We start from the raw sequence: 22,982 nt of genomic DNA on the forward strand, positions 1-22,982 counted from the left end.
CCCCCATGCAATCACGGGCCTTTCGAACCAGGCGGCGATCGGCCCGGGTGTCCGTGGACGCCGATAGCCTGGGTCGGTGGGTGCGAACGACGACAAGGCCAGAAGACGACTCTCCCGCACCCCTCCGAAGTGGGCGATCGTCGCGGTGCTCGCGTTCGCTGGCCTCTGCTCCTCGTTCATGTTCACCCTGGTCGTGCCGCTGCAGGCCGAGCTGCCGCAGCTGCTGAACGCCTCACGCGAAGACACCACCTGGGTCGTCACGATCACGCTGCTCGTCGCGGCGGTGGCGACGCCGATCTCCGGTCGCCTGGGCGACATGTACGGCAAGCGCCGCGTCGTGATCGTACTGCTGGCCCTGCTCATCCTCGGCTCGCTGATCGCAGCACTGTCGGGCTCGATCGTCGGCGTCATCATCGGCCGCGCGCTGCAGGGCGCCGTGACCGGTGTCGTCCCCCTCGGCATCGCCATCATGCGCGATGTACTGCCGACCGAACGCCTCGGCACCGCGGTCGCGCTGATGAGCGCCACGATGGGAGTGGGCGGCGCGATCGGGATGCCGGTGGCCGCGCTGCTCGCGCAGAACGCCGACTGGCACTGGCTGTTCTGGCTCGCCGCCGGACTCGGCGTGATCGGTCTCGCGCTCGTGCTCGCCGTCATCCCCGAAGACGTGCTCCGCTTCCCCGGTCGCCTCGATGTGCTCGGAGCCATCGGGCTCGCGATCGGCCTCACCGGCATCCTGCTGTTCGTCTCGCGCGGGGCGGAGTGGGGCTGGACTGCTCCGCTCACCCTCACCTGCATCATCGGCGGCGTCCTGGTGCTGCTGGTGTGGGGCTGGTACCAGCTGCGCACCGACGACCCGCTGCTCGACCTGCGCGTCGCCGCGCGGCCCGCCGTGCTGTTCACCAACATCGCCGCGATCGGCATGGGCTTCGCCCTGTTCGCGTCGAACGTGACCTTCCCTCAGCTGCTCGAGGGGCCGGTCTCCTCCGGCTCGGGCTTCGGTCTCGACATGGTCGCCGCATCGCTGATCATCATGCCCGCCGGACTCGTGATGATGGTCATCTCCCCGTTGTCCGGGTGGCTCGAGCGCACCGTGGGCCCTCGACCGCTGTTCACCGTCGGCGCCACCGCGATCGTGCTCGCCTACGTGTTCGTGCTGCTGTGGTCGAGCGAGGTCTGGCACATCCTGGTCGCGAACCTGCTGATCGGCGTCGGCATCGGCTTCACGTTCGCCGCGATGCCGATGATCATCATGCGCTCGGTGCCCGCGAACGAGACCGGCGCGTCGAATGGACTGAATGCGCTGTTCCGCTCCGTCGGCACGTCGAGCGCCTCCGCCGTGATGGGTGGGGTGCTCGCCGCCATGAGCATCGACGTCGACGGCATCTCGGTGCCCACGCGGGCCGCGTTCGAGGTGTGCTTCTGGCTGGCTATCGCCGCCGGCATCATCGCCGTGGTGCTGTCGCTGTTCATCCCCAAACAGCGCGCCAGCGAGCTGCATCCGTCGTTGCCCGGGTGATCGCGGCAGGCTGAGAGCTCAGCGCGAGAAGGTACGCGGATCCGGATCGCCCTCGCGCGGCGGCCGCAGTCGCGCGGGGATCGGCCACTCCACCACGAACTGCGCGGTCGCTGGCCTTGTCATGTCGCCGAAGTCATCGACCTTCACGACGATGCGCCCCGGCACACCCTCGTCGTCGGGCGTCACCTCGAGGATGCGCACACGCAGCGGACGCTCGGCCTCGCCCTCCAGCATCCACGGGTCGGCGAGCCAGGCGATGCCGTGTTCTTCCAGCGCCGCCTCGGCGTCGAGCCACTCGGTGGCAGCGGATGCCGGGCGCCCCAGCACGTCGACGGCCACCCACTGCTCCCCCGCGGGGTGGATCCAGCCGAGCAGTTCGCCGTCATCGCGGCGGTGCGGAGTCCAGTCCGGGCGGGTCATCCCTCGATGCTAGCGAGGATCAGTGCGTGTACTCCATGAGCTCGACGCCCAGCACGCGGAAGGCGTCGTGCGCGCGCAGGCGGTGCGTGATCGACAGGTCGTCGAAGCAGACGATGAGCGAGTAGGCGATGCCGGCGCGGGGTCCGGCCAGCACGCCGGCCTCAGCGCGCACACCACGGTCGCGTCCGGTCTTGTTCACGAACAGCAGACCGTGCGCGTCATGCTCGTGCGCGAAGGGATCGAGTCCCGTGGATGCCGCGACCAGGCTCAGGTCCTGATTCAGGCTGAGCCACTCCGACACCTGGGCGCTCACTGCGGCGTCGACCACTGCGGAGTTCACGAGGGCCGAGAACAGGCCGGCCAACTCGCGCGTGGTGCCGACCGCGACCTGCGGGGCGTCATCCGGCCCGCGCTCGTCGCGGAACCGGTCGAGCAGCGCCGTGCGGCGCAGCCCCAGCGATTCGATGCGCTCGCGCACCCGATCGTGCCCGACCCTCTGCAGCAGCGCGTTCACGGCGATCGGGTCGCCCGCCGTCGCCGCCAGCACGGCCAGATCTTCGAGCGGCAACGCGGGCGCATGCAGATGCCGCCACAGTCCCGATGTCGAGACCGCATCGATGTTCGTGCGCTCGATGATCTCGAGCGGGTCGAGCTCGCCGCTCTCGAACCCGGAGGCCACCTCGATCAGCAGCGGGACGACACCGAGCCCGGCGATGGGCATCGTGACGTGGTCGTCGCCCGACAGCACGTGCTCGTGGCTGTCGAGGTCGACGACGTGCACCGAGACCTGGGCCCCGGAGTCCACGAGAGCTTCCAGCGCACGCAGCGTCGAGGTGAACGATCGACGACCCACGGCGGCCCGCCGCGGAAGGCGCCGACCGGTGCGCTGAGAGCGGCGCAGGGCGGCCTCAGACCCGTTGGCGGGGTCAGGGACCGAGGGTTTGGGCGCGCCCACGCAGGATCCTTACCGAGGGGGTGGAAGGGGACGCCGGGGGGCACGTTCCCCCGCAGCACCGATATCGTAACCCCGCTCGATGAGGTTCTCTCACAGACTCCGGAGATTGGTCACCAGATGGTCACCCGCGACTCCGCGGGCAACCACAGGGCATCTTTCTCGGCCACGTCGAACGCGTCGTAGAAGGCGTCGATGTTGCGCACGATCTGGTTGCAGCGGAACTCGTTCGGCGAGTGCGGGTCGATGGTCAGCAGACGCAGGGTCTCGGCGTCGCGGCTCTTCTGCTGCCAGACCTGCGCCCAGGAGAGCAGCAGTCGCTGCACGCCGGTGTAGCCGTCGATGACCGGCGCCTCGGCACCGTTCAACGACAGCTCGTAGGCCTTGAGCGCGATGCCCAGTCCACCCAGGTCGCCGATGTTCTCGCCGATCGTGAGCGCACCGTTGACGTGGTGCTCCGGGTCGAGCCCCTCGGGGACCAGCTCGTCGTACTGCGCGATGAGCGCCTTGGTGCGCTCCTCGAACGCGGCACGGTCGGCATCCGTCCACCAGTCCTGCAGACGTCCGTCGCCGTCGTAGCGGCTGCCCTGGTCGTCGAAACCGTGGCCGATCTCGTGACCGATGACCGCGCCGATGCCGCCGTAGTTGGCTGCGGCGTCACGACCGGCGTCGAAGAACGGGTACTGCAGGATGGCCGCGGGGAACACGATCTCGTTCATCGACGGGTTGTAGTACGCGTTGACCATCTGCGGAGGCATGTGCCACTCGGTGCGGTCGATCGGCTTGCCGACCTTGTCGACGTGCCGGTCGTGCTCGAAGATCGCGGCGCGGCGCACGTTGCCGAACAGGTCGGCACGATCGATCACGAGGCTGGAGTAGTCGCGCCACACCTCGGGGTGACCGATCTTGGGTGTGAACGAGTCGAGCTTGGCGAGCGCCCGCTCCCGCGTCTCGGCGGTCATCCACTCCAGGTCCGTGATGCTCTGGCGGTAGGCCTCGATCAGGTTCGCGACGAGCTCGTCCATCGCGGCCTTCGCCGTCGGCGGGTAGTGCCGCTCGACGTAGACCTTGCCGATGGCCTCGCCGAGGGCGCTCTCGGTGACCGAGACGCCGCGCTTCCAGCGCTCGCGGATCGAAGGGACACCCGTGAGCTCGGTGCCGTAGAACGAGAAGTTCTCCTGCACGAAGTCATCCGTCAGGTAGGGAGCCGCCGCATGCACGACCTGCGCGCGCAGCCACGCCTTCCAGTCATCGAGGCGCTCGGAGGTCAGGAGCGAGCCGAGCCCCTCGACGAAGCTCGGCTGCGACACCACGACCTCTGCGAAGGCGTCGGGGTTCGACGGCGCGACCGCGTCACGCCACGGCGCGAGGTCGACGCCGGCGAGCGCCTGGATCTCGTCCCAGGTCTTCAGGTTGTAGGTCGCGACCGCGTCGCGGCTGCGCACGTTGTCCCAGTGGTGCCCGGCGAGCTCGGTCTCGAGCGCGATCGCGCGGTCGGCCGTCGAGGCCGCGTCGGCGATGCCGGCCAGCGCCAGCAGGCGCTCGAGGTGCGCGCGGTAGGCGGCACGGGTGTCGGCGAACGTGTCGAGGCGGAAGTAGCTCTCGTCGGGCAGCGACAGGCCGGACTGCACGACCACCGGCACGTACCGCTCGGGGTTGCCGGGGTCACCGTCGACATAGAAGCCGATCAGGTGCGCGCGACCGTCGCGGTCGTAGGCGCCCACCGTGCGGAGGAACGCGGGGATGTCGTCGATCGCCTCGATCTCGGCGAGGGTCTCGGCGAGCGGGGTGGCACCGGCCGCGGCGATGCGCTCGGTGTCCATGAAGCTCGCGAACAGCCCGCCGATCTTGCCCGCGAGAGTGCCGGGCTCGGCATCCTGCGACTCCTCGATGATGGCGCGGACGTCGGCCTCGGCCTGCTCGGCGAGCAGATGGAACGAGCCCCACCGGGCCTTGTCGCCCGGGATCTCGGTGCGTGCGAGCCACGCGCCGTTGACGTGGCGGTACAGATCGTCCTGCGGACGGATGTCGGAGCTGAACTCGTCGGTGGCCAGGCCTGCGGGGAGAACGTCAGTCATGCGACCAGCCTATGACCCGCCTCCCCCACGGGCACGGAATCGAGCTCTCGATTCGATGCCGTGCGCTCGGCGGCGTGCGCGTGAGTCGGCGAAATGCGCTTCCCTCGGCCTCCTCGGCAGAATTCGGCCGAGCGAAGCGCATTTCACCGCGCGAAGCGCTCGGCGTCGGTGGCGCGGTCACTCCCGGCGACGGATGCCGAAGCGGCGGCGGGGCTGTGCGGGCTCCTCGGATGCGGATGCGGATGCGGCTCGGGCCGAACGGCGTGCGGACCAGGCCGCGACCTCGGCGTCGATGTCGCGCGGCGAGGTCACGACCGGTGGGCCGCCCTGCAGCTGACGCCGCGCCTCGCGCACGCGGCGGTTGAAGTCCTCCAGCACCGCACGCACGTCGGCCTCTCGGCCCAACAGGTCGAGTTCGGCGTCGAGTCCCTTGTCCTCGGATCTCAACAGGATCGCGGGCGGACCGAGTCCGGTGAGATTCTCGGTCTCGATCTTGCGGCGGATCCACCAGTCCGGGTCGTGGTGCGTGCCGAGTCCCTCGAGTGGTTTGCCCGCGCCGGGCAGATCGTCGAAGTCCCCGCGGCGGATCGCCACCTGGATCGCGGTCTCGATGAACGCGGCCCTGTCGACGGCCGCGGCGATCCCCGGCGGTGCACCGCCCTCGTCATCTCCGTCGCCGTGCTGCTGCGCGCGGTACCGGGCTGCGGCTTCGCGGGGATCGGTCATGATGCACCTCCGTGGCATCCGATTCCCTCCACCCTACGACCGAGCCGAAACGATGGTGCCCTCGGGAACGTCTGGCCAGCCCATAGGCTCGGAGGATGACCGCGCGCATCTCCCTCAACCGAGAGATCCTGCGGCTCGCCGTCCCCGCGCTCGGCGCACTGATCGCCGAGCCGGCGTTCCTGATCGTCGATGCTGCACTGGTCGGCCACCTCGGCACCACCCCACTGGCCGGCCTCGGCATCGCCGGCGCGATCCTGCAGACGATCGTCGGGCTCATGGTGTTCCTCGCCTATTCGACGACACCCGCCGTGGCGCGCCAGTTCGGTGCCGGACAGCCAGGAGATGCGGTCTCGGTCGGCATCAACGGCATGTGGCTCGCGCTCGGACTGGGCGCCGTGCTCGCGGTGATCGGCGCGGTGTCATCCCCCTGGCTCGTGTCGCTCTTCGGCGCGGGCGACGCCGTCTCCTCCCAGGCGAACGACTACCTCGTGATCTCGATGTGGGGCCTGCCCGCGATGCTGATCGTGTTCGCGGCGACCGGACTGCTGCGTGGCATGCAGGACACGGTCACGCCGCTGTGGATCGCCGGGCTCGGGTTCGGCGCGAACGCGCTGCTCAACGTGCTCTTCATCTACGGCTTCGGCTGGGGCATCGCCGGGTCGGCCGCCGGAACCATCACGGCACAGTGGGGCATGGTCGCCGCCTACGCGCTCGTCATCCGCCGCCTGGCGACGAAGCACAGCGCCTCGTTGCGCGCCCAGCGCGACGGACTGCGCAACTCCGCCCGCTCGGGTGGGTGGCTGTTCCTGCGCACGGTGAGCCTGAGGGTCGCGCTGCTCGCCACGGTCGGGATCGCCACCGGCCTCGGCACCTCGGAGCTCGCGGGCTGGCAGATCGTCTTCACGATCTTCTCGGCTGCGGCGTTCGCGCTCGATGCACTCGCGATCGCCGCGCAGGCGCTGATCGGCAAGGAGCTCGGCGCAGGAGACGAGCAGCAGGTGCGCCGTGTGCTCGGACGAACCGTCGCCTGGGGAGCCTGGTTCGGCGTCATCGTGGGCGGCCTGATCGCCGCGCTCTCCGGCGTGCTCGGCATCGTGTTCACCGGCGACCCCGCCGTGGCGGAGCTCGTGCAGCCGGCGTTGATCGTGCTCGCGGTCGCCCAGCCCGTCGCGGGTGTGGTGTTCGTGCTCGACGGCGTGCTCATGGGCGCGAACGACGCCCGCTACCTCGCGATCGCGGGCGGCCTGAACCTCGTGCCGTTCCTGCCCGCACTATGGATCATCGCCGCGGTGGGGGTGGACGGCAGCGCCGGACTCATCTGGCTCTCGCTGGCCTTCTTCGGCGTGTATCTGCTCGCCCGCCTGGCGACACTCGGCTGGCGGGTGCGCTCGGGCCGCTGGCTGTCGGCCGCGGCGTGAGAGCCCTGGGCGTCACGCGTTCTCGAGGTCCGCGATCACGATCTTCTTCATGTGCATCAGCGCCTGGATCTGCTCCGAGCTCTGCTGCAGCAGGTCGAGTCCTGCCGGCACGACCTGCCAGCTGACGCCGAAACGGTCCTTGCACCAGCCGCAGGCCTCGGCGTCGGGTACGGCGGACAGCGCGGCCCAGTAGTGGTCGATCTCGGCCTGGTCCTCGCACGCGATCACGAAGGAGATCGCCTCGTTGAAGCGGAAGGCCGGCCCGCCGTCGATGCACCCGAACGGCACCCCGTTCAGGGTGAACTCGCCGTTGAGCACCTTGCCCGTCATCCCCTCGAAATGCTCACTGAGTGACTCGTCCGGATAGAGCACCACATCGCCGATCGACGAGTTCGGAAACACCGAGACGTAGTACTCCATGGCTTCCCGCGCACGATCGTCGAACCAGAGATAGGGACGGATGGGTGTCAGCTCGACCATGAGAACCTCCTCGTTCGGCACTCACGGTACGCCGGGAGGTGCAGCCTGTCGAGGGTGTTCTCGTGCACTCAGCGTGCGAAGCGGCGGCACCATTCGTACATGATCACGGCGGCGGCGGCGCTGGCGTTGATCGACCGCGTCGAACCGTACTGCGTGATCTCGACGTGGCCGGATGCCGCGGCGAGCGCCTCCGCCGACAGCCCCGGTCCTTCCTGTCCGAACAGCAGCACGCAGCGCTCGGGGAGCTCGGCCCTGTCGACCGGCACCGACCCATCGACGTTGTCGACAGCGATGATCGGGATGCCCGCTTCCGCGGCCCAGGCGGCGAAGGTCTCGACGTCTTCGTGGTGCACGACGTGCTGGTATCGGTCGGTGACCATCGCGCCGCGCTTGTTCCAGCGGCGGCGGCCGATGATGTGCACGGTGTCGGCGAGGAACGCATTGGCACTGCGCACGATCGAGCCGATGTTCATGTCGTGCTGCCAGTTCTCGATCGCGACGTGGAACGGATGCCGTTGCGTGTCGAGGTCCGCGACGATGGCCTCCATCCGCCAGTAGCGGTAGCGATCGATCACGTTACGGGTGTCTCCGACCTCGAGCAGTTCGGGGTCGTACTGCTCCCCCTCGGGCCAGGCGTCCGCGCCGCCCGGCCAGGGTCCGACGCCATGGGTGGTGCGCTCGGGCGTGCCGCTCTCGGGCGTCTGCTCATCCATCCCGCCAGGCTATCCGGACATCTCCGCATCAGATATTTAGGTGAACCGAAAAATCCGCTACGATTTCGGCATGCCTAAAAATTCCGAGCTCGCCGAGGCGCCCGTGACACGCACCACCCCACCCCGCAGCCTGTGGCTGTTGGGGCCCGCACTCGTGGCGGGCGTCGCATACCTCGACCCCGGCAACGTCGCCAGCAACATGACCGCAGGTGCGCAGTACGGCTACCTGCTGGTCTGGGTCGTCGTCGCCGGCAACGTGATGGCCTGGCTGATCCAGTACCTCTCGGCCAAGCTCGGGGTGGTCACCGGACAGAGCCTTCCCGAGGTGCTGGGCTCGCGCATCCGCAGCCGCTGGGCGCGACGCTCCTACTGGCTGCAGGCCGAACTGGTCGCGATGGCCACCGACCTCGCCGAGGTGATCGGTGGCGCTGTCGCGCTGAACCTGCTGTTCAACGTGCCGCTGCTGCTCGGCGGCCTCATCACCGGGGCCGTGTCCATGATCCTCCTCGCCGTGCAGAGCCGACGGGGACCGCGGCATTTCGAGTTCGTCATCATCGGTCTCATGGCGATCATCACGATCGGCTTCGTCGCCGGCGTCTTCGTCGCGCCCCCGGACCCTGCGGGCGTGGTGGGAGGCCTCGTCCCCCGCTTCGAGGGCACCGGATCCGTGCTGCTCGCCGCATCCATCCTCGGCGCGACGATCATGCCGCACGCGATCTACGCGCACTCCGCACTCAGCCGCGACCGGTTCGGCGCGTCGTCGCCGAAGAACCAGGCTCCGGATGCCGCCGCCGAGGCCGTGCGCACCGACGTCTCGCGCATCCGCCGCCTGCTCACGGCGACCCGGTGGGACGTGTCGATCGCGATGGTCATCGCCGGCTCGGTGAACCTCGGGATCCTGCTGCTGGCCGCCGCGAACCTCGCCGGCGTCGAGGGGACGGACTCGCTCGAGGGCGCCCATGCCGCACTCGCCGCCGGACTCGGCCCGGTCGTGGCGACGTTCTTCGCGGTCGGGCTGCTCGCCTCCGGTCTCGCCTCGACCTCGGTCGGCGCGTATGCCGGCGCCGAGATCATGCACGGGCTGCTGCACGTGCGCGTCCCGCTGCTCGCCCGCCGGCTGGTGACCCTCATCCCCGCGCTCGTGATCCTCGGCATCGGCGTCGACCCGACGCTCGCGCTCGTGCTCAGCCAGGTCGTGCTGTCGTTCGGCATCCCGTTCGCGCTGATCCCGCTGGTCGCGCTGACGGCGCAGCGCCGCACGCTGGGCGTGTGGGCGAACCGGGTGTGGACGACCGCCGCCGGCGTGATCGCCTCGGTGCTGCTGATCGCTCTCAACGGCGCCCTGCTCTGGCTGGTGCTCACGGGCGCCTGAGCCGCGGATAGGCTCGGAGACATGTCTGCCGATCACGCCCGCCGCAACGTCCGCATCCTCACCTGGATCGGCATCGCGACCGGCGTGATCGGCGGCCTCCTGGTCGCGTTCCCGAAGACCATCGACCTCGCGAGCCCGTGGGTGCAGCTCGCACTGGGCATCGCGACGCTCGTGCTCGCGTTCCGCGCTCGAAAGATCGGCATCGCCGACATCGAGGGCTTCGACGGACGCCTGTCGCTCTTCGCCGCCCTGCTCGGGTTCCTCGTGGTGTTCTTCGCCGGACAGGCCGCGTTCGGCATCCTGGTCGCCGTCGCCAACCCGTGAGCCACCGAGAGCACTGACCTAGACTGATTCCGTGGCATCCCCGGCAGCAGACGACTACCTCAAGACCGTCTACGCGCACACCGAATGGCAGGACGTCCCGATCACCCCCTCGGTGCTCGCCGCGAAGCTGGGCATCGCTCCCTCGTCGGTGACCGAGATGGTGAAGAAGCTCGCCGCTGCGGGTCTCGTCTCGCACGTTCCCTACGGCGCGGTGCGGTTGACGGATGCCGGCACGCGCCGCGCACTCGCGATGGTGCGCCGCCACCGGCTGATCGAGACCTGGCTGGTGCGCGAGTTCGACTACGGCTGGCACGAGGTGCACGACGAAGCCGAGGTGCTGGAGCACACCATCAGCGACCGGCTGCTCGAAGGCATCGATACGCGCCTGGGCCGCCCGCGGTTCGACCCGCACGGCGATGCCATCCCCGATGCCGACGGCCATGTCGAGCGCGAACCGTTCGTGCTGCTCGCTGATGCCGCGGTGGGTCACGTCGGGCGCGTGCTGCGCGTCGACGACCGCGACCCCGAGATCCTGCGCGCGGTCGAGGCCGCGGGGATCGCGGTGGGCGTCGACGTGTCGGTGACCCCTGGCGGCTTCTCGGTCGACGGCAGGCAGGCCGAGATCGCACACGCGGCTGATGTGATCTGGCTCACCGCCTGAGCCCACCCGCCCCGACCCCTTACAAGTGGGGCGGTCATCCCTGCGCGAGATGCTTGAGGGTGCGATCGAGACCGGCGAACCGCTGACGACTCCCGGCGGGTATGGAAGTGACGATTGCCCTCGTCTCGGCTGCCACCACCTGTCGCCCCGGCAACGCCCATGAACTCTCCGACATGCTGTTCGGTGACGAGGTCTTCCTCGGCGGCTACCTCCCCACCGATGTCGAGTCCCCCACGGATCCGCTGTTCTTCGGCATCACGCCCGGCGACCCGCAGTTCGTACGCGAGACGCCCGCTCCGTAGCATCCCCTCGACCCCAGATCCGGGGAGCCGCTGGCGGTAGGTGTGATTCGTGTGGCACACTCCTGGTACTTAGTTACATCGACATGCATCATGTCGAAACTCATTGCCACACACCTGATCGAGGACTCGATGTTGAGAAGATCTGCCGCCGCCCTGACCGCCGCCCTCCTGCTCGTGGGCATCCCCACCGCCGGCATCGCCGCCACGGATGAGGAGTTGCTCTACAAGTACGTGAAGGACGCGACCGGCGCCTACGGCTACAGCGACACCCCCGTCTCCACCTACCCGGGCTCGGGCCAGCAGGTATCGGTCCCCTCGACGCTCGCACCGGAGAACCGACGATTCTCGAGCGCATGGGTCGCCACGATCGCGAACCTCAACTTCGGAAAGCCCACGGGGGCGGCCGACTTCGATGCGAAGTACGACACCGTGCTCGACGATTTCGAGTCCTGGAACATGAACGCCGTGATCTTCCAGGTGCGCCCGCTGCTCGATGCCTACTACCCCTCTGAACTCAACCCGTGGTCGGAGTTCCTCACCGGCGCGCAGGGCGTCGACCCCGGATACGACCCGCTCGCCCGCGCGGTCGAAGCCACCCACGCCCGCGGCATGGAGTTCCACGCATGGCTCAACCCCTACCGGGTCACGAACACGAAGATGACAGCCGCATCGACTCTCACCGCGCTCGGCATGACGGCGGTCGAGGTGAAAGCGCTCAGCATCCCCGACTACGTGGCGGCCCTGAACGATGCCGGCATCCTGGCCGACGACAACTACGCCGTGCTGCACCCCGAGGCGGTGCTCTCCTTCGACGAGAAGCTCTTCCTCGACCCCGGGCTGCCCACCGTGCGCACCTACGTCGCCGACACCGTGGCCGAGATCGTCGAGAACTACGACGTCGATGCCATCCACTTCGACGACTACTTCTACCCGTACCGGATCACCGTCGACGGCGTGAACGTGCTCTTCGGCGCCGCCGGTGAGGACCGTGCCACTTTCGAGGAGTTCGGCCTGACCGCCGGATACGCCGACACGGCCGCCGGCATCGAGGAGTGGCGCCGCGACAACATCACCGCCCTCGTGACCGACGTGGGCGACACGATCGATGCACACAACGACGCGACCGGCGCAGCCGTGCAGCTCGGCGTGAGTCCGTTCGGAATCTGGGAGCACCAGGCCCTGAACCCCGCAGGATCGCACACCCCGACCGGCTCTTCTCAGACCTACAGCAGCACGGTGTTCGCCGACACCCGCGGCTGGGTGCAGGACGAGCTGGTCGACTACCTCACCCCGCAGATCTACTGGAGCTTCGATCAGGCAGCCGCACCCTACGGCGAACTGGCGCAGTGGTGGAGCGATACGGCTGCCGAGAGCCGCACCCAGGTGTACGTGGGTCACGCGCTCTACAAGCACGTCAACAACGGCGGCTGGGAGCAGGCATGGATGAACCCGGAGGAGGTGCCGAACCAGATCCGCTTCAACCAGAAGCTCGACGGGATCGACGGCAGCGTGCTCTTCAGCTACAACGACATGAAGCCCAGTGACGTCGCCGCGCTCCCCGCCGATCAGCGGCCTCGCCACGAGGCGAAGAACACCGCGATCGAGTTGCTGAAAGCGGAGGCGTTCGCCGCACCCACCATCGTTCCGGCCAAGCCGTGGTTGTCCGACGGAGCAGTGGCCTCGCCCCTCGACGCCACCGTGGAGGACGGAACGCTTACGTGGAAGGCCGGCGATGCCGGCGAGGCGCGGCAGTACGCGATCTATCGGGGCACCGGCACCCCGGCAGAGGTCGTGGCCACCGGGGGCTCGCTCGTCGACACGGTCTGGGCGGGAGGAGAGGGGCAGTTCGACTACCCCCTTCCCGCCACCGCGCTCGCTGCCGAGGGCGAGACCTGGGTGGTCACCGCGCTGGATGCCGCTGCGGTCGAGAGTTCACCGGTCGCCGCCGCAGTCCCCACCGACCCGACCGACCCCACTGACCCCACGGACCCGACGAACCCGACCGACCCGACGGATCCGACCGGCCCTGCGACGGGTTCGGGCAGCGCGGGCGGCGGCACGGGCGCGAAGGGCGATCTTGCGAGCACGGGTGGATCCGTACCGTCCGCTGCGCTGTTCGCTGGCGTGGGCCTGCTCGCCGCCGGAGGCGTGGCGGCAGGTGTCGCCGCCGCACGCCGACGCCGCCAGCGCACGGAGTGATCCCCTCGGGGGCTGCGCGTGCGGAGACGCGCATGCACAGCCCCCGAGCGGTACCTGCGGCTCGAGATCCGCAGGTGCTCGACACCTCCGCGCAATAGGCTGTGCACATGGCACACCGCGACGACATCGAATGCTGGCTCACCGACATGGACGGCGTGCTCGTCCATGAGAACGACGCCATCCCCGGCGCGTCCGAGATGCTCGCCGGGTGGGAGCGCAACGACATCCCCTATCTGGTGCTGACCAACAACTCGATCTTCACTGCGCGCGACCTCTCGGCCCGCCTGCGCTCGAGCGGACTCGTCGTGCCCGAGGAGCGCATCTGGACCTCCGCGCTCGCCACCGCCGACTTCCTCGCCCAGCAGCTGCCGGGCGGCTCCGCATTCGTGATCGGCGAGGCCGGCATCCTCACCGCACTGCACGAGGCCGGGTTCATCATGACCGAGACCAAGCCGGACTTCGTGGTCGTGGGCGAGACCCGCAACTACTCGTTCGAGGCGATCACCAAGGCCATCCGCCACATCAACGCGGGCTCGCGCTTCATCGTCACGAACCCCGACGCCACCGGCCCCAGCGCCGAGGGACCGATGCCGGCGACCGGCGCGATCGCCGCGCTCATCACCAAGGCCACCGGCAAGGAACCGTACGTGGTCGGCAAGCCGAACCCGATGATGTTCCGTTCGGCGCTGAACAAGATCGGCGCGCACTCGAAGAAGACCGGCATGATCGGCGACCGCATGGACACCGACATCGTCGCCGGCATCGAGGCAGGGCTGCACACGATCCTGGTGCTCACCGGCATCAGCGATCAGGCCGAGATCGAGAAGTACCCGTTCCGCCCCGATGAGATCGTCGACTCGGTCGCGGATCTGCTGCCCACCGTCACCGGCACGATCCCGACGCTCGACGAGGACTGACATGGGCGCACTCGACGAGGGCGAGCGGCTGACGGCAGCGGATGCCGCGGCCTGGCGCGCCTGGCTCGAGGAGCACCACGAGCGCACCGCGGGCGTCTGGCTGCTGGATGTGCGCAGACGAAACGTCGAAGGTCTCGACTACGAGGATGCCGTGCGGCAGGCGCTCTGCTTCGGGTGGATCGACGGGCCGGTACGCACGTTCGAGGGCGTCAGCGCGCAGTGGTTCTCGCCGCGCCGTGCGAACAGCGGCTGGGCGGCGACGAACAAGGCGCGGATCGTGGATCTCGAGGCCGCAGGGCTGCTCGCACCCGCCGGCATCCGGGCGCTCGACGTCGCCAAAGCCAACGGCGCATGGGAGATGCTCGACGGACCAGAGGCGGGGATCGAGCCGCTCGAGTTCGCCGCAGCGCTCGACGCCTCCCCTGAGGCGCGGGCGAACTGGGACGCGTTCCCGAGGTCGGTCAAGAAGTTCGGCCTCACTCAGATCGCGATGGCGAAGCGTCCCGAGACGCGCAGCGCCCGCATCGCCAAGATCGTCTCGGATGCCGCAGAGGGGAAGCGCCCATGAATCAGTCCGACGTGCTGTTCCTGGTGGTGTTCCTGATCCTGCTGAGTTCGCTCACGGTGTTCATCGTGCAGTTCGTGCGTTCACGCCGCCGGGGCTCGGACGAGGGCGACGGTCGCGCCGGGTGGTGGGAAGGCCCCTGGGACGACGACGAGCGTCGCCCGCGCTGACATCCCGGCTGCAGATACTGCTGCAGATACGGCCGATCAGGACCGCAGCGTCAGGCTCGTGACGGCGGCGACCGGTTCCGGCAGGCGCAGGGGTCCCGCTCCCGGGGTGATGGTGCCGAGGATCCGCGGGGCGCTCGCGCCGGTTCCCCCTGGGATCACCGCGGCGACACCGTGCATCGTGCACCACCCGATCAGCGCGAACAGCACGGCTTCCTTGTTGTCGGCCGAGGCACCGAGCTCGTCGGCGAGCACCACATCGACCTCGGGCAACGCGGCGCGCAGCCCCTGCATTATCAGCGGGTTGCGACATCCGCCTCCCGAGACCGCGAGGTAGCCGATGCCCGCTGCACGCACATCCTGCGCGACCGTCCGCACCGTGAGCTCGGTGAGCGTGCGCACCAGGTCCGGTGCCGAGATCTCCCGTCCGGACAGGTGTGCGCGCACGTAGTCGAGGTGGAAGTGCTCCTTGCCGGTGCTCTTCGGGGCGGGGAGCGCGTAGTACGGGTCGGCGAGGAGGGCGGCGAGCAATGCCTCATCGACGGCGCCGATGCGGGCGATCACGGCATCCTCGTCGTAACCGAGATCGTTCAGCCCCTGGTCGACCACCACGGCATCGACCAGCGCGTTCGCGGGACCGATGTCATAGGCCGAGATGCCGTCGCCCACGATCGTGATGTTCGCGATGCCGCCCAGGTTCAGCGCGGCCGAGGTGCCCGCACGGCCGCGCAGCAGCAGCTCGTCGAGGAACGACACCAGCGGGGCACCGTGGCCTCCAGCGGTGATGTCGCGGATGCGCACGTCGGAGACGACCGGAGCGCCGACACGCTCGGCGATCCATGCCGGCTGCCCGATCTGCAGGGTGCCGAGCGCGTGTCCGGCGTCGACCCAGTGGTACACGGTCTGGCCATGCGTGCAGACCGCATCGACTCCCCCGACGGATGCCGCGGCCGTGGCGGCGACCTCGGCGAACGCCTGGCCGATCAGGGTGTCGAGCTCGCACACCTCGGCGAGCGTCGTCTGCGCCGGCGGGAGCGCGGCGACGAGACGTGCGCGGAGTTCCGGGGCGTAGGGGATGCTGTCTTCGAGCAGCACGGCACCGTGGAGCGCCCCGTCAGTCTCATCGAAGTCGACCACTGTGACGTCGATGCCGTCGTGTGAGGTGCCCGAGAGCAGGCCGAGTACGCGCATGCGCAATCCTTCCGTCGTCTCCCCCGAGCCTACGGCGTATTTGTTAGGAACGTGTACGGAATGGTTCTCTTCTCTGCACCGCCCGCCGGATCGCATGAGTCTCCACAGCCTCCGGCACGAGCGTTCTGTGCGCCCCGCCCCGGCCCCCACTTCGGGTAGTTTCGCTGGTGTCCACCCCACTCCGAGAACAGAATGGAGGCATGTTCGTGTCCGCAGAGATCGTCGCGATCGTCATCAGCGCGCTCGGCATCGTGCTGACACTGGGGACGACGATGCTCGCGGGCTTCGCGTGGTGCGTACGGCGCATCGATGCCGTCGACGAGAAGCTCTCCGTCCGCATCGAAGGGCTCGACCACCGACTGACCGCCCGCATCGACAAACTCGACCACCGACTGACCGCCCGCATCGACGAACTCGACCACCGACTGACCGCACGCATCGATACCGTCATCGATGACACGACCGCCCTCAAGATCGCCGTCGCGCGGTGGGAGGGTCCGGTACGACATCTCGTCCTGCCCGGCCACTGATAGCGGACGGCGGACTCAGCGCCCGGAGTCAGCGGATGATGAGCGCCGCGGCGCCGATCAGCGGTCCCTCGTCGCCCAGTCCCGACCGCACGACGCGGGCTCGCCGCGAGTACTCGTGCGCCGCGCTCGCCGTGAGCGCATGCTGCACCAGATCGATGTAATCCGCGGAGACCCGCGAGAAGCCCCCGCCGATCGCGACCATGTCGAGGTCGACGAGGGTCGCGGCATCCGCCAGCGCCTCGCCGACAGCCTTGGCCGAGCGCTCGATGGCCGCACGGGCGATCTCGTCGCCCGCCGCGGCATCCTTCGCCAGGTCCTCACCGGTCGCACCGGTCCAGCCCTGCTGCTGCGCCCAGGTGGCACTCGCGGGGCCCGAGGCGATCTCCTCGAGTGTCAGGCCTCCCTCACGGCGCACCTGCCCGAGGTGTCCGGCGTTGCCGGTGGCACCCGGGATGTAGGCGCCGTTCGCCACGAAGCCCCCACCGACTCCCGTGGACACCACGATCGACAGCGACGCGCCCGCGTCCTGCGTCGCGCCGAGCCAGGACTCGGCGAGCGCGAGCGCACCGCCGTCGTGTCCGAGGATCGTCGGCACCTCGCGACCCAGGATGTCGGATGCCGCCGCGCGTACCGCGTCCGCGAGGCCGAAGCCGCGGGCGAGGGGCATGTTGACGGGCATGATGGCGCCGGCCGCGCGGTCGATCGGGCCGGCGCTGCCGACGCCCGCACCGACGATGTCAGCGTCAGCGGGGGCAGCGGCGAGCGCATGGGCGACGATCGCCTGGACCGCCGCAGTGAGCGAATCGACCGTGGCCTCACGTCCGGTGCCCTGCCTGCTACGGCTGCCCTCCACGAGCACGCCGTCCTCGCTCACGAGGGCGGCCTCCATCTTCGTGCCGCCCACATCGACGGCGAGTGCGTAGCGCGTCACTGCGGGTCGAGTCCGAGGTCGTCGAGGTCGAAGGCGGCACGCCATTCGAGACCCTCGGCTTCGATCGCGGCCTGCGCTCCGGTCTTGCGATCGACGATCACGGCGACGGCGACGATCTCGGCACCCTCACGGCGCAGCGCTTCGACGGCCTTGAGTGCGGACTGTCCGGTCGTGGAGGTGTCCTCCAGCACCACGACGCGCTTGCCCTTGACGTCCGCGCCCTCGATCTGGCGGCCGCGGCCGTGATCCTTCGGTTCCTTGCGCACGACGAACGCGTCGAGCGGGCGCTCGGTGGCGACCGAGGCGTGCAGCACGGAGTTCGCGATCGGGTCGGCGCCGAGCGTGAGGCCGCCGACCGCCACGACGTCCAGATCTCCGATCAGGTCGAGCATGATGCGGCCGATCGCGGGCGCGGCCCTGTGGTCGAGCGTGAGCTTGCGCATGTCGACGTAATACGTCGCCTTCTTGCCACTGGAGAGGGTGAAGTCGCCGTGGAACACCGCCTCATCCTTGATGAGGTCGAGAAGTGTCTGGCGGTCTGCGTCGAGTGCGGTCACGGCATCCAGTGTAGAAGGCGCAGGCTTCGTGTTCCGCGGGAAGTCTGCGTGTCCGACGCCGCAACTCCGCTGTCCGACGCCGCAACTAGGCTGGAGGCATGCGCTTGGCCACCTGGAACGTCAACTCCATCCGCACCCGTGTCACCCGCACCGTCGAGTTCGCCGTGCGCGAAGACATCGACGTGCTGGCGATGCAGGAGATCAAGTGCAAACCGGAGCAGTTCCCGTACGCGCCGTTCGAAGAGGCCGGCTACCACGTCGAGGTGCACGGCCTGAACCAGTGGAACGGCGTCGCGATCGCGAGCCGTCTGCCGATCACCGATGTGCGCACCGCGTTCGACGGGATGCCCGGCTTCGCGAAGGGCCATGAGGGTCCGGATGCTCCGCTCGAGGCCCGCGCGCTCGGTGTGATGGTCGAGGGCGTGCGCGTGTGGAGCCTGTACGTGCCGAACGGCCGTTCGCTCGACGACCCGCACTACGCGTACAAGCTGCACTGGCTCGAGGCGCTGCGCACCTCCACGGCCGCAGAGCTCTCGGCGAACCCCGACCTGCCGCTGGCCCTGGTCGGCGACTTCAACATCATCCCGTTCGACACCGACAACGGCGACCCCGACATCGTCGAGGGCGTGTCCACCCACGTGTCCCCGGCCGAGCGCCAGGCGTTCTTCGCCTTCCAGGACGCGGGGGTCACCGATGTCGTGCGCCCGCTGCTCCCCGAGGGCTACACGTACTGGGACTACCAGCGGCTCAAGTTCCCCCGCAACGAGGGCATCCGCATCGACTTCGTGCTGGGTTCGCGCACGCTGTCCGACGCCGTATCCGGCGCATCCATCCACCGCGAGGAGCGCAAGGGCGAGCAGCCGAGCGATCACGTGCCGGTGGTCGTCGAGTTCGACCTGGCCGGCGCCGATGCAGACGACGATGATCTGCCCATGATCTTCTCGTGACGCATCGATGAAGAGCTGCGCTGTGACCCCTCGACAGGTTCAGGGCCCCAGGGCATGACGCTGCGGCTGATCGCGACCGATCTCGACGGCACTCTCCTCGACCCGTCGTCCGCCGTCACGCCGCGCACCCGCGCCGCACTCGATGCCGCCCGCAGCCGCGGCATCCACGTCGTGCCCGTCACGGCGCGACAGCCGATCGGCCTGCGTGCGATCGCCGCCGACGCGGCATTCGACGGGTGGGCGCTGTGCAGCAACGGCGCGTATGCGATCCACCTCATCGACGGCCGGATGCTGTTCGCCGAGGAGCTCCCGGCCGAGACGATCCGCACGCTCGCCGCCGCGCTGCACGCCAGCATCCCCGGCTTGCTGTTCGCGAGTGTGCGCGAGGGCGGCGAGACGTTCGTCGCCCAGCACGGCTACGCCGAGATCGCCGACCTCTCAGACCACAAGCGGGACCCCGCGACGATGGGTGGCGTGCCGCTGGAGCAGGTGCTCTCGGCCCCGAGCCTGAAGTTCGTGATCCGCCACCCCGAGCTCGCGCCGGCTGCCCTGTTCCAGACGCTGAAGGACCTCGGCCTCACGGGCTTCGAGGCGACGCTCTCCGGCGCCCCGTTCGTCGAGGTCATGGCCGAAGGCGTCACCAAGGCCACCGGCCTCGCCCGCCTCTGCACCCACCTCGGCATCGATCGCACCGAGGTCGTGGCGTTCGGCGACGCCCTCAACGACGTCGAGATGCTGCGCTGGGCCGGGCGAGGCGTGGCCATGGCCGACGCGGAGCCCGTCGTGCAGGACGCGGCCGATGAGACGGCGGCGTCGAACGGTGACGACGGGGTGGCGCGGGTCATCGAGCGACTGCTCGGCTGAGCCGTCCGGCGCGGCGAGCTATCCGAATGTGAACGTCAGCGGGATGGGCGCGCACGTACCGTCGGTCGCCGTGAGCGTGCCCGTGATCACACCGGGCCCGAAGCTGACGTCGGGTTGCACCGCGAACGTCGCTCCCACCGGAACAGTGAACGTGATGCTCCCCTCGGTCGCCGAGGCTGCGGAGTACGACGCCGGCAGACCATTCACCGTTCCGCTGCCGTCCGGTGGAAGAAGGTAGGCGGAGTCGAAAGTCGCCTGGTCCTCGACCGTCACACCATTGATGTTCGTCGAGGTCTGCAACACCAGCGTCACGACCTGCGCGGTGGAGCTGGTGTTCTCGACGAAGGCGCCCTGCGGGTTCGCGGCGGTGAGCTGGTAATCGGTCCCACAACCGGCCAGCGCCTGACTGGCCGCCGCCAGCGGGGTCGCCGCCGTCAACGCGACGACGGGCACCGCCCATGCGGAACCGGCGATGAGTGTGCGCCGGCTGATTCCGTCTCCACCTGATTCTTCACGTGTCATGCCTGTCGTCCTTCTCGGGTAAATGCTGTGTCGTTCGGGGAACTGCTGTGTCGTTCGGGCGACTGCTGCGAGGTCTAGGAGTCGGCGTTCTGTCCTGCGACCTGATCGGGGCCGTTCTCGACGGCTTCCTCGGTCATGAACAGGAATCCGAGCGAGTTGCCGTCGGGGTCGTCGAGGTCGCGCGAGTACATGAAGCCGTAGTCCTGCGCCGGCTTGGGCTCGGCGCCACCGGCTGCCAGCCCCTTGGCGAGGATCTCGTCGACGTCGTCGCGTGAGTCGCAGCTGAACGACACCGACACCTGAGCGACCTCGTTCGGGTCGGCGATCGGCTTCTCGGTGAACGTGGCGAAGTACTCACGCCGGAGGATCATGAAGAAGATGTCCTCCGACCAGACGACGCACGCGGCGTTCTCGTCGGTGAAGAGCGGATTGATCTCGCATCCGAGCGCCGTGTAGAACGCCATGCTGCGCTCGAGATCATTGGTGGGCAGATTGACGAACACCTTGGTCACGGTGGCTCCCCTGTCAGCGTGCGGCGCCGATCCCCGTCGGTCCCCTGAGGTGATATTCGCAAAGGATGCGCGGCCGGTCAATCCTCTGTTTCGGGGGAATCTCCCCCACGGGACGGATGCCGCGGCGCCTCCTCCGCCCTACGGTGGGAGGATGCCGTTCACCCGCACGCCGACCGACCGCGACCGCCGCAATGACCTGCTGCTGGCCGTCGTCCTGTTCGCCGGAGCCGTCATCAGCGCGGGGCTGTCGTCGATCGCCCAGATCTACGGCGACCAGCAGGCTCCCCTGTGGACCGCGCTGATCTATGCCGTCGTCGTGACCGCTCCCCTCGCGTTCCGTCGCCGCTGGCCCGGCATCGTCGCCGTGGTGACCTCGACGGCCTACTTCGTCGCGGTGAGTGTGAAGGTGCCGGAGCTCTACGTCGGCAACATCGCGATGTTCATCGGCCTGTACTCGGTCGGCGCCTGGATGAACGACCGCCGCCGCGCCATGATCGTGCGCACCGCGATCATCATCGGCATGTTCGCCTGGCTGCTGATCACCATGTACTACGAGGCGATCAAGCAAGCCGATGAGGCGGATGTCGTCGCCGGGGCGTTCTCGCCATACATCGCCTTCATGATGCTCCAGATCATGCTGAACGCGCTCTACTTCGGTGGGGCGTACTACTTCGGCGAGCGCGCGTGGGCGTCAGCGGCAGAGCGCACGGTGCTGGAGCAGCGCACGATCGAGCTGGAACGCGAGCGCGAGGTCACCGCGGCGCAGGCCGTGGCGCTGGACCGAGTGCGCATCGCCAGGGAGTTGCACGACGTCGTCGCCCACCACGTGTCGGTCATGGGGGTGCAGGCGGGAGCCGCGCGCCTGGTGATCGACCGGGACCCTGCGGAGTCGAAGCGGATCCTGACCGGGATCGAGTCCTCCGCGCGCGATGCGATCAGCGAGCTGCGACAGCTGCTGGAGACGCTGCGCACGCCCGGGGGTGACACGACGGAGCCGGCATCCACCCTGACTCTCGAGGACATCGCCGAACTCACCGCCTCCTCCACGGATGCGGGACTGCCCACCGCGTACACCGTGATCGGCGACCCGGTGCGCGTGCCATCGGTCGTCGCCGTGAACCTCTATCGCATCGCGCAGGAGTCGCTCACGAATGCCCGCCGTCACGCCGGAGTCGGAGCGACCGCTGATGTGCGGGTGCGCTACGACCACGACGGCGTCGAGGTCGAGATCGTCAACACCGGTCGCACGGTCGGCCAGCTCCGACCAGGGCTCGGGCAGCTCGGCATGCGCGAGCGCGCGATCGCCTCTGGCGGCACGATCGAGGTGTCACCGCGCCCGCACGGGGGACTGCGCGTGCGGGCGCGTGTGCCGCTCTCCCCCACCACGAAGGAGCATGCATGACCTCCTCCCCCATCCGCGTGCTGCTCGTCGACGACCACGCGATGCTCCGTGCCGGGTTCCGCACGATCCTCGAGACGCAACCCGACATCACGGTGGTCGGTGAAGCGGCGACCGGGGCGGATGCGGTGGTGCAGGCATCCGCTCTGCACCCCGATGTCATCACGATGGACGTGCAGATGCCCGACATGGACGGCATCGAGGCGACCAGACTCATCGTGGCCGACCCCGAGGTGGCCGCCGCGATCGCGATCGTCACGACCTTCGACCGCGATGATTACCTGCACAGGGCGCTCGAGGCCGGAGCCAGCGGGTTCCTGCTCAAGAACGCCGACGCCGAGGACCTGATCGCCGCCGTGCGCGCTCTCGCCGCCGGCGACGGGATGCTGGCCCCCGAAGTCACGCGCCGGGTGCTCGCCCGGTTCGCCGCGACCCCCGGGCCCGTGGCCCCCACCGCCCCGGTCGCCCCCGCGCCTGCCGGCCCCGTGACCGTGCTCGCCGAGCCGCTCACCGAGCGCGAAGCCGAGGTGCTGGCGCTGCTCGCGGACGCCCGCAGCAATGCCGAGATCGCCGGAGCGCTGTACATCGGCGAAGCCACGGTGAAGACGCACGTCTCGCGCATCCTGCAGAAGCTCGGTGCACGCGACCGCGTGCAGGCCGTCGTGTTGGCGCACCGTCTCGGGCTCGCTTAGCGATCCACGGAACGACCCCGCCCG

General features: G+C 69.1%; 26 protein-coding genes. 15 read left to right on the top strand and 11 right to left on the bottom strand.

What is annotated here, in order from left to right; genetic code table 11:
• The first annotated feature begins 76 nt into the window (after positions 1 to 76).
• Entirely contained in the window at positions 77 to 1,519 is a 1,443-nt protein-coding gene (locus MRBLWO12_RS13680) for an MFS transporter (RefSeq protein ID WP_363556348.1), read from the top strand.
• Positions 1,520 to 1,537: 18 nt separating this feature from the next.
• Here the strand turns inward: MRBLWO12_RS13680 and MRBLWO12_RS13685 are convergent, their stop codons facing one another.
• The 4 genes from MRBLWO12_RS13685 to MRBLWO12_RS13700 all read right to left on the bottom strand — a co-directional run bounded on the left by MRBLWO12_RS13685 (position 1,538) and on the right by MRBLWO12_RS13700 (position 5,695).
• Positions 1,538 to 1,939 (bottom strand): hypothetical protein, encoded by a 402-nt coding sequence (locus MRBLWO12_RS13685; RefSeq protein WP_363556350.1) that lies wholly within the window; start codon positions 1,937 to 1,939, stop codon positions 1,538 to 1,540.
• Positions 1,940 to 1,958: 19 nt separating this feature from the next.
• A complete protein-coding gene (locus MRBLWO12_RS13690; protein ID WP_363556352.1) occupies positions 1,959 to 2,894 on the bottom strand; it encodes a serine hydrolase in 936 nt (311 codons plus the stop codon).
• 110 nt (positions 2,895 to 3,004) lie between these two features.
• Positions 3,005 to 4,969 (bottom strand): M13 family metallopeptidase, encoded by a 1,965-nt coding sequence (locus MRBLWO12_RS13695; protein WP_363556354.1) that lies wholly within the window; start codon positions 4,967 to 4,969, stop codon positions 3,005 to 3,007.
• Positions 4,970 to 5,146: 177 nt separating this feature from the next.
• Positions 5,147 to 5,695: a DUF1992 domain-containing protein gene (locus MRBLWO12_RS13700; RefSeq protein ID WP_363556356.1), complete on the bottom strand. Its 549-nt coding sequence runs from the start codon at positions 5,693 to 5,695 to the stop codon at positions 5,147 to 5,149.
• Positions 5,696 to 5,790: 95 nt separating this feature from the next.
• Here MRBLWO12_RS13700 and MRBLWO12_RS13705 point away from each other — a divergent pair, with 95 nt between their 5' ends.
• Positions 5,791 to 7,113, top strand: coding sequence for an MATE family efflux transporter (locus MRBLWO12_RS13705; RefSeq protein WP_363556358.1), 1,323 nt, complete (start codon positions 5,791 to 5,793; stop codon positions 7,111 to 7,113).
• Positions 7,114 to 7,125: 12 nt separating this feature from the next.
• Here the strand turns inward: MRBLWO12_RS13705 and MRBLWO12_RS13710 are convergent, their stop codons facing one another.
• A complete protein-coding gene (locus tag MRBLWO12_RS13710) occupies positions 7,126 to 7,593 on the bottom strand; it encodes a VOC family protein (RefSeq protein WP_363556360.1) in 468 nt (155 codons plus the stop codon).
• 68 nt (positions 7,594 to 7,661) lie between these two features.
• Positions 7,662 to 8,306 carry a TrmH family RNA methyltransferase gene (locus tag MRBLWO12_RS13715; RefSeq protein ID WP_363556362.1) on the bottom strand — a complete coding sequence of 215 codons (645 nt, stop codon included), beginning with the start codon at positions 8,304 to 8,306 and terminating at the stop codon, positions 7,662 to 7,664.
• 70 nt (positions 8,307 to 8,376) lie between these two features.
• Here MRBLWO12_RS13715 and MRBLWO12_RS13720 point away from each other — a divergent pair, with 70 nt between their 5' ends.
• The 8 genes from MRBLWO12_RS13720 to MRBLWO12_RS13755 all read left to right on the top strand — a co-directional run bounded on the left by MRBLWO12_RS13720 (position 8,377) and on the right by MRBLWO12_RS13755 (position 14,816).
• Entirely contained in the window at positions 8,377 to 9,678 is a 1,302-nt protein-coding gene (locus tag MRBLWO12_RS13720; RefSeq protein WP_363556364.1) for an Nramp family divalent metal transporter, read from the top strand.
• A gap of 21 nt (positions 9,679 to 9,699) precedes the next feature.
• Complete coding sequence (locus MRBLWO12_RS13725; protein ID WP_363556366.1) at positions 9,700 to 10,002, top strand: hypothetical protein; 303 nt, start codon at positions 9,700 to 9,702, stop codon at positions 10,000 to 10,002.
• A 31-nt stretch (positions 10,003 to 10,033) separates the two neighbouring features.
• Positions 10,034 to 10,663, top strand: a complete 630-nt coding sequence (locus MRBLWO12_RS13730; protein WP_363556368.1) for a metal-dependent transcriptional regulator — start codon at positions 10,034 to 10,036, stop codon at positions 10,661 to 10,663.
• A gap of 107 nt (positions 10,664 to 10,770) precedes the next feature.
• Positions 10,771 to 10,965, top strand: a complete 195-nt coding sequence (locus MRBLWO12_RS13735; RefSeq protein ID WP_363556370.1) for a hypothetical protein — start codon at positions 10,771 to 10,773, stop codon at positions 10,963 to 10,965.
• Positions 10,966 to 11,055: 90 nt separating this feature from the next.
• Complete coding sequence (locus tag MRBLWO12_RS13740; protein ID WP_363556372.1) at positions 11,056 to 13,164, top strand: glycoside hydrolase family 10 protein; 2,109 nt, start codon at positions 11,056 to 11,058, stop codon at positions 13,162 to 13,164.
• A 107-nt stretch (positions 13,165 to 13,271) separates the two neighbouring features.
• Positions 13,272 to 14,081 (top strand): HAD-IIA family hydrolase, encoded by an 810-nt coding sequence (locus MRBLWO12_RS13745; protein ID WP_141870488.1) that lies wholly within the window; start codon positions 13,272 to 13,274, stop codon positions 14,079 to 14,081.
• Position 14,082: 1 nt separating this feature from the next.
• Positions 14,083 to 14,649, top strand: coding sequence for a YdeI/OmpD-associated family protein (locus MRBLWO12_RS13750; protein ID WP_363556374.1), 567 nt, complete (start codon positions 14,083 to 14,085; stop codon positions 14,647 to 14,649).
• The gene (locus MRBLWO12_RS13755; RefSeq protein WP_363556376.1) at positions 14,646 to 14,816 is read left to right on the top strand and encodes a hypothetical protein; all 171 of its coding nucleotides are present in this window, start codon (positions 14,646 to 14,648) and stop codon (positions 14,814 to 14,816) included. Before MRBLWO12_RS13750 ends, MRBLWO12_RS13755 begins: the two co-directional genes overlap by 4 nt.
• 36 nt (positions 14,817 to 14,852) lie before the next feature.
• Here MRBLWO12_RS13755 and MRBLWO12_RS13760 read toward each other — a convergent pair whose 3' ends face one another.
• The gene (locus tag MRBLWO12_RS13760; RefSeq protein WP_363556378.1) at positions 14,853 to 16,004 is read right to left on the bottom strand and encodes an anhydro-N-acetylmuramic acid kinase; all 1,152 of its coding nucleotides are present in this window, start codon (positions 16,002 to 16,004) and stop codon (positions 14,853 to 14,855) included.
• 200 nt (positions 16,005 to 16,204) lie between these two features.
• Between MRBLWO12_RS13760 and MRBLWO12_RS13765 the strand changes: the two genes are divergently transcribed.
• Positions 16,205 to 16,534, top strand: a complete 330-nt coding sequence (locus tag MRBLWO12_RS13765; protein WP_363556380.1) for a hypothetical protein — start codon at positions 16,205 to 16,207, stop codon at positions 16,532 to 16,534.
• A 28-nt stretch (positions 16,535 to 16,562) separates the two neighbouring features.
• On the opposite strand, the gene MRBLWO12_RS13770 is transcribed toward MRBLWO12_RS13765, so the two are convergent.
• Together MRBLWO12_RS13770 and pyrE are read right to left on the bottom strand one after the other, a co-directional pair.
• Positions 16,563 to 17,465 (bottom strand): ROK family protein, encoded by a 903-nt coding sequence (locus MRBLWO12_RS13770; protein ID WP_363556382.1) that lies wholly within the window; start codon positions 17,463 to 17,465, stop codon positions 16,563 to 16,565.
• Positions 17,462 to 18,022 (bottom strand): orotate phosphoribosyltransferase, encoded by a 561-nt coding sequence (pyrE, locus tag MRBLWO12_RS13775; protein WP_141870484.1) that lies wholly within the window; start codon positions 18,020 to 18,022, stop codon positions 17,462 to 17,464. The genes MRBLWO12_RS13770 and pyrE overlap by 4 nt, the downstream gene beginning before the upstream one ends.
• 98 nt (positions 18,023 to 18,120) lie before the next feature.
• On the opposite strand from pyrE, the gene MRBLWO12_RS13780 reads away from it, so the two are divergent.
• Positions 18,121 to 18,969, top strand: coding sequence for an exodeoxyribonuclease III (locus tag MRBLWO12_RS13780; protein WP_363556384.1), 849 nt, complete (start codon positions 18,121 to 18,123; stop codon positions 18,967 to 18,969).
• Between the two features lie 54 nt (positions 18,970 to 19,023).
• A complete protein-coding gene (locus MRBLWO12_RS13785; RefSeq protein WP_363556386.1) occupies positions 19,024 to 19,833 on the top strand; it encodes an HAD family hydrolase in 810 nt (269 codons plus the stop codon).
• An 18-nt stretch (positions 19,834 to 19,851) separates the two neighbouring features.
• On the opposite strand, the gene MRBLWO12_RS13790 is transcribed toward MRBLWO12_RS13785, so the two are convergent.
• Both MRBLWO12_RS13790 and MRBLWO12_RS13795 read right to left on the bottom strand, forming a co-directional pair.
• Entirely contained in the window at positions 19,852 to 20,355 is a 504-nt protein-coding gene (locus MRBLWO12_RS13790) for a hypothetical protein (protein ID WP_363556388.1), read from the bottom strand.
• Between the two features lie 74 nt (positions 20,356 to 20,429).
• Entirely contained in the window at positions 20,430 to 20,867 is a 438-nt protein-coding gene (locus MRBLWO12_RS13795; RefSeq protein ID WP_363556390.1) for a VOC family protein, read from the bottom strand.
• A 151-nt stretch (positions 20,868 to 21,018) separates the two neighbouring features.
• Between MRBLWO12_RS13795 and MRBLWO12_RS13800 the strand changes: the two genes are divergently transcribed.
• Positions 21,019 to 22,269 carry a sensor histidine kinase gene (locus MRBLWO12_RS13800; RefSeq protein WP_363556392.1) on the top strand — a complete coding sequence of 417 codons (1,251 nt, stop codon included), beginning with the start codon at positions 21,019 to 21,021 and terminating at the stop codon, positions 22,267 to 22,269.
• On the top strand, positions 22,266 to 22,958 hold the full coding sequence (locus MRBLWO12_RS13805) for a response regulator transcription factor (protein WP_363556394.1): 693 nt from the start codon (positions 22,266 to 22,268) through the stop codon (positions 22,956 to 22,958). The genes MRBLWO12_RS13800 and MRBLWO12_RS13805 overlap by 4 nt, the downstream gene beginning before the upstream one ends.
• Positions 22,959 to 22,982: the final 24 nt, after the last annotated feature.

Source organism: Microbacterium sp. LWO12-1.2 (assembly GCF_040675875.1).
In the GTDB taxonomy this organism is placed as follows: Bacteria; Actinomycetota; Actinomycetes; order Actinomycetales; family Microbacteriaceae; genus Microbacterium.